8 protein-coding genes are annotated in these 11207 nt (G+C 65.1%); 3 read left to right on the top strand and 5 right to left on the bottom strand.

The features are described 5' to 3' along the window. Positions 1-455 precede the first annotated feature (455 nt). Together ACREC7_RS13135 and ACREC7_RS13130 are read right to left on the bottom strand one after the other, a co-directional pair. Entirely contained in the window at positions 456-1433 is a 978-nt protein-coding gene (locus tag ACREC7_RS13135; RefSeq protein WP_431556141.1) for a YcjF family protein, read from the bottom strand. Further along, complete coding sequence (locus tag ACREC7_RS13130; protein WP_431556140.1) at positions 1430-2878, bottom strand: YcjX family protein; 1449 nt, start codon at positions 2876-2878, stop codon at positions 1430-1432. Before ACREC7_RS13130 ends, ACREC7_RS13135 begins: the two co-directional genes overlap by 4 nt. A 185-nt stretch (positions 2879-3063) precedes the next feature. Here ACREC7_RS13130 and ACREC7_RS13125 point away from each other — a divergent pair, with 185 nt between their 5' ends. Together ACREC7_RS13125 and dksA are read left to right on the top strand one after the other, a co-directional pair. Beyond that, positions 3064-4539, top strand: a complete 1476-nt coding sequence (locus ACREC7_RS13125; protein ID WP_431556139.1) for a caspase family protein — start codon at positions 3064-3066, stop codon at positions 4537-4539. Between the two features lie 312 nt (positions 4540-4851). Continuing rightward, positions 4852-5274, top strand: a complete 423-nt coding sequence (dksA, locus tag ACREC7_RS13120; protein WP_431556142.1) for an RNA polymerase-binding protein DksA — start codon at positions 4852-4854, stop codon at positions 5272-5274. Between the two features lie 165 nt (positions 5275-5439). On the opposite strand, the gene ACREC7_RS13115 is transcribed toward dksA, so the two are convergent. The 3 genes from ACREC7_RS13115 to ACREC7_RS13105 all read right to left on the bottom strand — a co-directional run bounded on the left by ACREC7_RS13115 (position 5440) and on the right by ACREC7_RS13105 (position 8341). Further along, positions 5440-6234: a M15 family metallopeptidase gene (locus ACREC7_RS13115; RefSeq protein ID WP_431556138.1), complete on the bottom strand. Its 795-nt coding sequence runs from the start codon at positions 6232-6234 to the stop codon at positions 5440-5442. A gap of 6 nt (positions 6235-6240) precedes the next feature. Further along, positions 6241-7617: an NADase-type glycan-binding domain-containing protein gene (locus ACREC7_RS13110; protein ID WP_431556137.1), complete on the bottom strand. Its 1377-nt coding sequence runs from the start codon at positions 7615-7617 to the stop codon at positions 6241-6243. Positions 7618-7975: 358 nt separating this feature from the next. Then, positions 7976-8341, bottom strand: a complete 366-nt coding sequence (locus ACREC7_RS13105; protein ID WP_431556136.1) for a hypothetical protein — start codon at positions 8339-8341, stop codon at positions 7976-7978. A gap of 282 nt (positions 8342-8623) precedes the next feature. Here ACREC7_RS13105 and cckA point away from each other — a divergent pair, with 282 nt between their 5' ends. Further along, complete coding sequence (gene cckA, locus ACREC7_RS13100) at positions 8624-11182, top strand: cell cycle histidine kinase CckA (RefSeq protein WP_431556135.1); 2559 nt, start codon at positions 8624-8626, stop codon at positions 11180-11182. Positions 11183-11207: the final 25 nt, after the last annotated feature.

Below are 11207 nucleotides of genomic sequence, written 5' to 3'. Positions count from 1 at the left end.
CGGCGGCGTGACCCCGGCCTAGGCCCGTTATTTAACGTCGCGTGGCTGCGACGCGATCCCAATCTTGGCCAGACTGGAACCGGGGTTCGGCGGTTGAGCGTGCAGCGCAAAGAGCCCCATCGACTCTACCTCACGGCATTGCGGCAAAGCCGACAGGCCGTGGCACTCTGCGCTTGCTAACCCCTCCGCCTTCAGCCGCCCATGGCTGTGAGCGACCTTGGGCTTGCCTAGCCCGAGTGAGTTTTCGGATCATCTCCGAGCGCCTTCAGATTCCTCCTCAGACGCCTTCGGATTGCTCCTCCGGCACCTTCGGATGACTCCGTCAGCGCCTTCGACAACCCGTCCGCTCACAGTTGTCATCCTACATGACGCCGTATTCTGCGCGAGGGGGAGCGAATCGCTTATCCCCATTATCCACTGGGCCCGTGGCGGGAGTGCAACGCTCGATTCGCCCGTTAGCGAAGTCCGGCAACTTCAGCCACAAGCTCGCGAAAGCGCGGCCGCTGCACCTCGATATAGGGCAGGGGACGGCAAACATCGATCGCCGCGAGCCCGATGCGCGTGGTGAGCGCGCCGTTGAACAGCCCCTCGCCGAGACGCGCCGAAAGTTTCGCCGTGAGCCCGTGTCCGACGAGCTGCTGGATCACGTCGTCGCCGAGCGCGATGCCCCCGGTCAACACGATATGGGTGACGACCATGCGGGCAAGCTTGAGCAGCGAGAGCGTGCCGGGGCGCGCGCCGTAAAGCGTGGCGAGCCGGCGCAGCATGCGCAAATTCTCGGAAGCCACGAACAGCATGTCGATCAGCGCGCCGGGGCTCACCGCGGTGACCACCGAGACCCGCTTGGCCGAGGCCGCCACGATGCTGCGCGCGATCGGATCGAGTGGAGCGACGAGGGTGCGCTCGGACAGTCGCAACAGCTCGGCGGCATCCATGATGTCGCCTTCATGCTCGGCGAGACGCGCGAGCCCCCAGGCGAGGTCCTTGCGCCCGCGATAGAGGCGCTTCAGCCGGCTCACCACGTCGAGCGCGAGCGCCTTGTCGCCTTCGAGCGCGGCGGCGTCGGCTTCGTGGCGGAGCCGGCCGAGCCGTCCGAGCCTGGCAAGGCCTGCAGCCTCGCGCAGGATGATCATAAGTAACGCGAGGATGGCGAGGCCGAGGAGGCCGATGGTGGTCCAGCCGATCCAATCCTGCCGCGCCATCATCTCGCGCACGAGATCGTAGAGCCAGACGACCGACGCGAGCCCGACGAGACCGCCCACGGCTGCGAAGAGGATGCCGCCCCAGCGCCAGCCGGGGTCGAGGGCCGGCAGCGCGCGCACGGTTGCGGGCAATTGCGCGGCATCGGTGGCGATCGCCGGCGGAGGCAGCGGCGTTTCGATCACTTCGATCTCTTCCAGCCGGAAGGATGCAGGCTTGCGTGGCTTGGTCATGTAAGGCGGTCTCCAATTAGCGCCTGGAGCGCGCGGTCAAGGCGGATATTGGGAAAAGGGGCGAAGCCGCCGGAGCGAAGCGGCACCGGGTCAGGCGGCCGGAAGCGCACGAAGCGCACGTCGTCTGCTTGCGCATGCGGGTGACGCAGCGCGGTCTCGGGATTGGCGGGAAGGTCGCCGGGGAAGATGGCGAAGGCTTCATTGCCGTCGAAATGCCGCCGCCCGATGGCCTCGCCGGGCAGAGGATAGCCGACGATGCAGGGCAGCGCCTGGCCGTTCCGCTTCGCCACGCCTTCCTTGGTCGCCCGGATGGCGGCAAGCGCGAGCGGCTTCACCTCGGCGCCGGCGTATCTCGCCCGCCCCATGGCGTCCTCGGTGAGCAAAGCGAGAATTGCCTCGAGCCGGTCGTGACTGGTGTGATGCAGGTGGTCGGCCTTGGTGGCGGCGACCACGATGCGGTCGATGCGTGGGCTGAACAGGCTCGACCATAGGCTGTTCGATCCGGTCCTGAAGCATTCGAGGATCTCGGTCATGGCACGTTCGAGATCGGCGACCGCGGGCTTGCCGCCGTTCAGCGCGGCGAGCACGTCGATGAGCACGATCTGGCGGTCGAGCCGCGCGAAATGATCGCGGAAGAACGGCCTCACCACGTGGGTCTTATAGGCCTCGAAGCGCCGCTCCATCATGGCGAAGAGCGAGCCGCGTGGAAAACTCTCGCGCCCTTGCGCATCGAGCGGGGCAAAGGTGAGAGCGGGCGAGCCTTCAAGATCGCCAGGCATGAGGAAGCGCCCCGGCGGCAGCGTCGAAAGCGCCTCATTGTCGGCGCGCGTCTCGCGCAAATACGCCTTGAACAGATCGGCAAGCCGTTGCGCCACCACCTCGTCGGCCGGCGCCGCGGGATCGATCTCGGCGAGCGCCGACTTGGCGATCGCTCTACGGCTCGCCGCGCGGCTCTGCTCGAGCGCTTGCTCCGACCACTGCCGATAGTCGAGCCGCAGCAGCGGCAGATCGAGCAGCCACTCGCCGGGATAGTCGACGATATCGATATTGAGCCGGTTATAACCGAGCCGCCGCTTCCAGAAGCTCTGCGGCTCGTATTCGATGGCAAGTCTGAGCTGGCTGATGCGGCGCGTGCTTTCCGGCCAGCGCGGTGGGCTCGCAGTGAGATCGGCCATATGCCGCTCATAGTCAAAGCGCGGCACCTGATCGTCCGGTTGCGGCTCGAGATAGGCGCGGAGCACGCGGCCATGCGCCACCGCATCGAGGAACGGCATCCGGGCGCCGGCCATGAGATTGTGCACGAGCGCGGTGATGAACACGGTCTTGCCGGAGCGCGCGAGCCCGGTGACGCCGAGCCGCACGGTCGGCTCGACCAGGTCCGAGGCGAAGTCGCCGATATTGCGCAATGCGTCGACGGCGCCGTGGGTGAAGGAAGAAATTGGCACGCTTCTGGCAGTCCTTTGACGCCGCGGCGCGAAATGCCTCGGCACGAAGTGCCTCTTAGCGCGATGGCCGAGGCGACGAAAGAGTTGGGGTGCGCAGGGGCAAATCCCAAGCCCAGTGCCGCCGACATGGTAAGCGCGATAGGCAGCAGGGCAGCACGGCGCTAAGCTCAATCGAGGAGAGGCCGATGCGCCCGATCTTCCGCTGCCTCGCTCTAATGACGCTTGGGCTTGCCATTGCAGGAGCAGGCACGGCGCCCGCGCCTGCCGAAGGTCGCCATGCGCTCGTCATCGGCATCGACGCCTATCGCGACATCACCCCGCTGCAAAAGGCTGTGGGCGACGCCGAGGCGCTGAAGGCGACCCTCGAAGATCTGGGCTTCACCGTCGATCTTGTGCTCGATGCCGACCGGCGCGCGCTCAATCGCGCGGTCTCGGAGTTTCAGAGCAAGCTTGCACCGGGCGATACGGCGCTCATTCATTTCTCCGGCCATGGCGTCGAGCTCGACGGCCAGAACTACCTTCTGCCTGCCGACATCCCGAGCCCCAAATCCGGCCAACAGGATTTCATCAAGGCTGAGGCCATCAGCCTCGGTGATCTGATGCAGCGGGTCGCTTCGTCTGGCGCGGCGACGCGCATCTTCATCGTCGATGCCTGCCGCGACAATCCGTTTGCACAAGCGGGGTCACGCGGGGTAGGCGGCACGCGAGGACTGACGCGCGTGGAAGCGCCGGCGGGCACCTTCGTTCTCTATTCAGCTGGCTACAACCAGACAGCGCTCGATCGCTTGAATGACGCCGATTCAGAACCGACCTCGGTCTATACCAGGGTTCTGACCAAGAAGATGGCTGAACCCGGCAGGCCGCTTGCCGAGCTTGCGCGAGACGTGCGGAGTGACGTCGAGGTGCTCGCCAAGAGTGCGGGCCACGAGCAGCGCCCTGCTTATTACGACGAACTGTCCGGTCAGTTCTTCTTCAAGGACGGAGCTGCCGCGCCGCAAGCTCTGCTGGAGCCCGCGACCGGACAACCTTCCACTCCGCAGGCCGCTCCCGTACCGCAAGCTTCGCTCAACGAGCGCGATGCCTATGATGCAGCCCAGGGCATCAACACCGCGGCCGCGTGGCACGCCTTTCTCAAGCGGTTTCCGTCCGGCTTCTATGCGGACATGGCCCACGCCGCGCTTGACAAGATCGCTCGGGAAGAAGCTCCGCCGCCGCCTTCGCAGTTGTTGACGCCTTCGCCAGCAGAGAGCGCCGGCAATCTGCGGCAACGCCTCGAGGCCTTCGTGGCGAACGACTATCTCGGTGGCGACCTAAGGAGCATCGCACATCTAGAGAGCATCTATGCCGCCCAAGTGGACTATTGGGGCAAAGGCCGGGTGCCGGTCGCAACCGTGATCGCCGAGAAGCTCGCTTATGCGAGGAAGTGGCCAAGCCTCAATTACGCGTTGAAGCCGGGCTCACTTTCTTTCGAGCCAATCGAAGACAGTCCGGGAAGCTTCCGCATCCAGTTCCAATACGACTTTCGCGTCGCCAAAGGGGCGAAAGCGGTCGAGGGCACAGGCCAGGGCAATATCGTCGTCGATATTAGCGGACCGTCGCCCCGCATCACGAGCGAGAGCGGTGGCGTGCTGACCCGCAATGGGACCGCCGGGCGACGTTAGTCAGTTGTCGGCGCCTTGAGCGGAGTGAGAAAAGGTGGGGTGTGCGGGCTCGGGACCCAACCCACTGCCCCGGTGATTCTTATCTCAACGGCCTGTCATCCGCTTGTAATCGCGCTCTGACTCTATCCCGCCGAAGTGAATCGGCTGGCGCCGCTCAAGGATATTTGTCAAGGGCTTCTGCTCACTTGACTTGGGTGCCGGCTTCCGTAAATACGGTGCCGACCGGCGGGGGCCGCGAATGCTCTCAACCGGCCAGGGGATATGGGGCCTTAGGCCCAAGGAACGAAGACCATGCGGTTGGCAGAGGCTTTCATGCGGCCGAAGCGTAAGATCCCCGAAGACTATCGGCCCTCGGACGATGAGCCTTTCATGAATGAGCGCCAGCGCGCCTATTTCCGGCGCAAGCTGCTCGCTTGGCGCGAGGAGATCCTTCGCTCGACCAAAGAGACGCTCCAGCACCTCCAGGACGAATCGGCTCAGCACGCCGACATCGCCGATCGGGCAAGCACGGAGACCGAGCGGGCGCTCGAGCTTCGCGCCCGTGACCGCCAGCGCAAGCTGATTGCCAAGATCGACGCCGCCCTTGCCCGCCTCGACGAGGGCACCTACGGCTTTTGCGAGGAGACCGGCGAGCCGATCAACCTGAAGCGCCTCGATGCGCGGCCGATCGCGACCTTGAGCGTCGAGGCCCAGGAACGCCACGAGCGGCGCGAGCGCGTCTATCGCGACGAATAACCCACCTTTTTTCCTCCTCATCGCCCGGCACTCGGGTCTGGCTTCGCCAGCCCGAGCACAAGCTTGATGATCCGGGCGATCCAGTAACCACCGCTGTCGGCTAATCATTGATGTCGGCTATGACTGGATTCCCGCTTTCGCGGGAATGACAAACGGGCCGTGGGATCATTTGCTCGATCCTCGCGGCTCGATCGGGAAATCGAACACCGTGTCGGGGTAGGGCTCGTTCGCGAGCGTAAAGTGCCACCATTCCTTTTCGTAGTTCTTGAAGTCGTGGCGAGCCATGGCGTCGACCAGCGTCTTGCGGTTATCGCGCTCCTCGGGCGTGAGCCCTGAAGCCGCGGTGTTTGCCTTCACGTCGAAGCAGTCGAAGCCCGTGCCCATGTCGATGCTGGTGTCGGCTTCGCGGTCAGCCGCCGGCGCTGTGCAGGCGCCGAGAGCATTCCCGACGGTCGCGGGCTGAACCGACTCTGCGTCGAGCGGGACCAGCGTGAGGTCCATGGTGGCGCCGCGCGAGTGGCTTGAGACCGCGGCGATGTAGCCTTGCGGAAACAGCGCCGTCTTGGCGAGGGCCGGATAGTGGACGGCCTTTGAGTCTGCGTCGTCTGGCACCTTCGACCAAGCGACGAAGGCCGCCACGGCTTCCGCCGGGCGATAGCAATCGTAGACCTTGAGCGAGAGGCCCTTTGCCTTCACGTCGGCCTGCACGGCTTTCAGCGCTTCCGCCGCCTGGCGCACCAGCACGCATTCAGGCGCGTCATAGCCGGGCACCGTGCGGCCGGTGAAATTATCGGCGCCCGCATAGCGCATGTCCTGTTCGATGCTGGGATCGATGTCGGCGAGATAGACGAACGCCTTCGGCATGTCTTCCGCGCTCGAGGCGGCAGCACTGACGACGACGTAAAGGAAGATGGCGGGAAGGAGTGCGCTCGAACTCCCGAGGAAGGTCCTGTCCATCATGAACGGCTATTGCGCATCCACGCGCAGCTCGTTGAGGGCAGTGTCTGAATATTTCCATCCGGGATAGACCGAGCGGATGGTGAGCTGCACCCATTTGGCTGTGACCGGCCGGCTCAGGTTGACGCGCTGCTCGCCGGTCCCATCCGTCAACGTCGCCCGCAGACTGTCGCCCGTGGAGAAGTTGAGTACCACGTCCTTCACCCGGCTGTTCTTGCCGAAGATGTCGGCATTCTTTGCATAGCCGTTCCACATGGTGAGTCCGCGCACCAAGCGGGGCGTGTCGAATTCGATGACGACGAAGTCTCCTGCACCCTGGCCGTTGCTCCCCTCGACCCAGGCCGTATTGTCGTTGCCGTCGATCAGATTGCGCGCCCCGTAGCTCAACCCATGGGCGGGCGCTAGCGCCGAGCTCACGCAAAAGGTCGCGTTACCGGAGCGGCTGCAATTCTCCGTCCGCTTGCGCGGGCGCGGAGCATTCTCGGGAGGAGCGGGTTCCGGAAGACGCGCCAGTTTCGGCTCTGGTGCGGGTGCCGGCGCCACGGGCTGCGAGACCGGCGGCACTGGAGCTGGTGTTGGTTTGGGTAAGGTGGGCTGAGCCTCAGCGCCCGATCCTGGGGTGAAGCTGAAATCGCCAAGCACCTCGTCGTAATAGGCTGGCGTCTGGGTCCGACCGGCGCTCGCCGCCAGCTCATGCACCCGGCGGCGCGTCTCGCGCGCAAGCTCGGGCAGGTTCAATCCGCCTTGGATGAGCAGCGGGACGAAGGTGCGGGTGAAGACCGAGTTGGTCTCGGCGTCGGCGTCGCTCAGGCGGTCGAGTGCGGCTTCGCCGGCGCCCGCCGAATACATGATGAAGGTGCCCTGCGGCGGTACCACCAGCGCGAGCCCGCGTGCGCCGCCGACGCTGCGGCCGGTCTTGCTGGCGAACGGGTTGTCGCGGCAGGCATCGATCACGATGATCGTGACCCGCGCCTTTCGCTCGCGCAAACCGTCGAGCACGGCGTTGAACGAGATCGCCTCCGATTTGAGGAATTCCTCGTTGCCGGGGGAAGCTTCCGGGATGTCGATGGGAAGGAGATAGTTCGCGCCGGCGATCTCGACGCCATGTCCGGCAAAATAGAACAGGGCCTCGTCGCCGGGCTCGATGCGATTCAAGAAGTCCTGGAGCTTTCGATTCGTCTCGGTGCGGGAGACGTTGATGCCCGTCGTCACCTCGAAGCCGAGCGTGGACAGCGAAGCCGCCATGGTGCGGGCATCGGCGGCAGCCTTCTGCAGCACCGGCACGTGGCTATAGGCGTCGTTGCCGATGACGAGAGCGACGCGCTCGGTCGTAAGCGCAGGCGTCACCAGCATCACGCCAAGAGCGAAAATCAAGAGACGAAGCATGCTCGTGCTCTCATCGCCGAATTCGGCAAACCTAGCGCGACTCCGATTGAACCAGGATAAAAAAACTCCCCGCTTTATCGGCGGGGAGTGGAGTGTTTGGGGGACTGACATGACTGGCCGAAGCCAGTCGGTGTCGGACCATTAGCAGGGAACTGCCGGCGTCCTTACGGCATGAGCGGCTGAATCTACCGGCGTCACTCCATCGCCTGCCACAACTACACATGGCGGCCGTAAGTTCGGACGTCCTGTCTAGCGCAACTTGGCGCTGGCGACAAGCAAAACCACCGTTGCCAGAAGGTCACGGTCAAGCACAAATTTTCCCGTGCGACACAGGCGAATCGACGGTTTTCTGCGCTTCTCAGGACTTGCCGAAGTCAGGAGCTGGGCGCGTCTCGGCGTGCGCGATGATCACGTCCTCGAGCGGCGGCTCGAGCGGCCGCTGCCCTTCGATTCCGGTCTCGATCAGCACGTCGACCGGACCGCCGGTCATGATCAGATGCTCCACCGTGTCGCGGCGGATGAGGATGAGCTTGCGGTGCGCATCGACCGGCGCGGTCTCCACCACGCCAAGCCTGCGATCGCGCCCGCGCAACTGACTCGTCCCGCTCCGCCCGGTAAGCACGAAGGTCTTGAACGCCCAGGCGGTGAGCGCGATAAGCGCGAACGCGAACAGGAAGGCGGCGACGCCGAGAATGATGCTGTCGGTGTCCGTCATCGAGGGCATTTCAGAGGTCCTGAGCGTCGGCGCCAGCGGCCGAGGGCTGGCCACCAAGGCTTGTCGGCCGCCCCCTAATAAACCGTTAACCAAGGTACCAATATGACGCCGGAAGGCTTCCTTGGCCTGCCAGCGCGGCGATCCTCGATAGAGCCCAAATTGGGGCTGGAGAGGCCGCAATCCACAAGGAAAATGGCCGGTTCTGTCATGGATTTGCGCGGGCCGGCTGCAACAACGCGCCACATCACAATGTCCGGCGCGAACGTGAATCGAATCGGGTAGTTTGGAGGCATGACCGACATCGACGCGCCCTCGCGTTACGCTGAGCCAGCCGCAGATCAGTCCGGCCGCGGCGGCAATGTCGCTCTCGTCGTGGCGCTCGCGCTCGGTCTTGCCGTGGCCGCCGTCGGCGTTGCCATGATCTCGCGTGAGATGGCCGAGCCCTTCGTCCTTGCCATCCTTGGCGGGCTCGCCGTGGTCGGCGTGTTCTGCCTGTTCGCCGGAGCCGTCGGCATCCTGCATTTTGGACAGACGCAGGCGCGCAACGACGTCACCAAGGCCTTCGTCGACAACCTTCCGCAAGGGGCGCTTATCGCCGACCAGAACGGCCGCGTGCTCTACGCCAACGAAGCCTATCGCAGCCTGCTCGGGCTTGAGCCGGAGATGGTGGTGCAGGCGCCAGACCGTGCCTTTGCCGGCAACAGTTTTCTCGCCGAGCAGATCTTCCGCCTCTCGCGCGCAGCCCAGCAGGGCAGGGCGCTCAGAGAGGAATTCCGTCTGCCGCCGCTTGGCGAGGGCGAGGAAGAGCCTGGCGTGCGTCCGCGCTGGTTCCGCATCTCGGTGCAACCGATGCCGGCAGATCCCGACTCAGGCCGCAAAGGCGGGCTCGTGGTCTGGCAGGTCGACGAGGTGACTGCCGACCGCGAAAGGCAGGAGGCCGGCTTCGAGAAGGTGCAGCAGGCCATCGCCTATCTCGACAATGCGCCGGCCGGCTTCTTCACCGCCGATGGCGAGGGCACTATCGATTATCTCAATGCCACGCTCGCCCAATGGCTCGGCCTCGACCTCGCCGACGCGGCAAGCGGCCAGCTCAAGCTCGCCAACATCATGTCGGAAGACGGCGCGGCGCTCATCGCCAGAGCCGGCCGCGGTGCGACGCAAGGCGCCACGCGACGCTTCGATATCGACCTCGTCAAGGCCGACGGCACCACGCTTCCGGTGCGCATCCTGCATTGCCTGCCGCGCTATGGCGGCAATGGCGGGCTCGCGCATGCGCTGGTCCTCAATCGTGCCCCCGGCGGTGCCGAAGAGGCCGCAGCCGCCGAGCTCAGATTCGCGCGCTTGTTCAACTCGGCGCCCATCGCCATCGCCACCGTCGACCGCGAAGGCACCATCAGCACCACCAACGCAGCCTTCGTGCGGCTGTTCGGCCGCGCCGTCGATGGCGTGCCGGCGCGCAAGGTGACGCTCGCGAGCCTCGCCGACGCCGACGGTGCCGAGGCCCTGCACAAGGCGCTTGATGCTGCCATCGCCGGACAAGGCCTGATCGAGCCGGTCGACATCGCCTTTGAGGGCGACAAGGAGCGAAGCGGCCGCGTCTATCTGAGCCCGGTTGAGCGGGCCGAGGGCGAAAGCGAGGCAGCCATCGCCTACGCCATCGACACCACCCAGCAACGCGCACTCGAGATGCAGATCGCCCAGAGCCAGAAGATGCAGGCCGTCGGCCAGCTCGCCGGCGGCATCGCGCACGACTTCAACAACATGCTGACGGCGATCATCGGCTTCTCCGACTTCCTGCTGATGAACCACCGGCCGACCGATCCTGCCTTCCAGGACATCATGAACATCAAGCAGAACGCGAACCGCGCCGCAGGTCTCGTGCGCCAGCTGCTCGCCTTTTCCCGCCAGCAGACCTTGCGCCCTGAGCGGCTGCAGCTTGGCGACGTTCTGTCCGAGCTGTCGATCCTGCTTGGCCGCCTGCTCGGCGAGAACATCGAGCTGAAGCTCAACAGCGGCAGCGACATCTGGCCGGTCAAAGCCGATCTGCATCAGTTCGAGCAGGTGATCATCAACCTCGCTGTGAACGCGCGGGACGCCATGCCGAATGGCGGCAAGCTCGTCATCCGCACCGCCAATGTCGGCGAGCGCGACTCGCTTGAGCTCGGCCAGCACCGGGTGCCGCCCGGCGAATATGTGCTGATCGAGGTGAGCGACACCGGCACCGGCATGGCGCCGGAGGTGATGCAGAAGATGTTCGAGCCGTTCTTCTCAACGAAGGAAGTCGGGCGCGGCACCGGGCTTGGGCTCTCCACCGTCTACGGCATCGTGAAGCAGACCGGAGGCTACATCTTCGCCGAAAGCGAGCTCGGCCACGGCACCGTGATGCACGTCTACCTGCCGCGCTATCTCGAAGTCGCGGGCCAAGTCGAGCCCGCCCGTGCGCCGGCGCCCGCCCGTCGCGAGCAGCCGAAGGATTTGACCGGCCGCGGCACCGTGCTGCTGGTCGAGGATGAGGACGCGGTGCGCAGCTTCGCCGCCCGCGCGCTCGGCCAGCGCGGCTATCACGTGCTCGAAGCCACCACCGGCACCGAGGCGCTCGAGATGTTCACGAGCTACAACGGTGAGGTGGACCTCGTGGTCAGCGACGTGGTGATGCCTGAGATGGACGGCCCTACTTTGATGAAGCATCTCCGCAGCGAGCGCCCCGACGTGAAGATCATCTTCATCTCGGGCTATGCCGAGGACGCCTTCCGCCGCAACCTGTCGGAGAAGGAAGACTTCATGTTCCTGCAAAAGCCCTTCGACCTGAAGGAGCTTGCCGCTGCGGTGAAGGCGGCGCTACAGGGCTGACCGCGCCCCCCGCGCCTCCCGCGCC

The organism is Methyloceanibacter sp. (assembly GCF_050728395.1).
Taxonomy (GTDB): Bacteria; Pseudomonadota; Alphaproteobacteria; order Rhizobiales; family Methyloligellaceae; genus Methyloceanibacter.
The sequence above is the reverse complement of the archived record's forward strand: the minus strand, read 5'-3'. Positions and strand labels throughout refer to the sequence as shown.

What these genes read in the sequence shown, in the direction of transcription:
- ACREC7_RS13125 (WP_431556139.1), top strand. Translation starts at nt 3,064, where the DNA reads ATGCGCCCGATCTTCCGCTGCCTCGCTCTAATGACGCTTGGGCTTGCC.
- ACREC7_RS13110 (WP_431556137.1), bottom strand. Translation starts at nt 7,617, where the DNA reads ATGCTTCGTCTCTTGATTTTCGCTCTTGGCGTGATGCTGGTGACGCCT.
- cckA (WP_431556135.1), top strand. Translation starts at nt 8,624, where the DNA reads ATGACCGACATCGACGCGCCCTCGCGTTACGCTGAGCCAGCCGCAGAT.
- ACREC7_RS13115 (WP_431556138.1), bottom strand. Translation starts at nt 6,234, where the DNA reads ATGATGGACAGGACCTTCCTCGGGAGTTCGAGCGCACTCCTTCCCGCC.
- ACREC7_RS13135 (WP_431556141.1), bottom strand. Translation starts at nt 1,433, where the DNA reads ATGACCAAGCCACGCAAGCCTGCATCCTTCCGGCTGGAAGAGATCGAA.
- ACREC7_RS13105 (WP_431556136.1), bottom strand. Translation starts at nt 8,341, where the DNA reads ATGCCCTCGATGACGGACACCGACAGCATCATTCTCGGCGTCGCCGCC.
- dksA (WP_431556142.1), top strand. Translation starts at nt 4,852, where the DNA reads ATGCGGCCGAAGCGTAAGATCCCCGAAGACTATCGGCCCTCGGACGAT.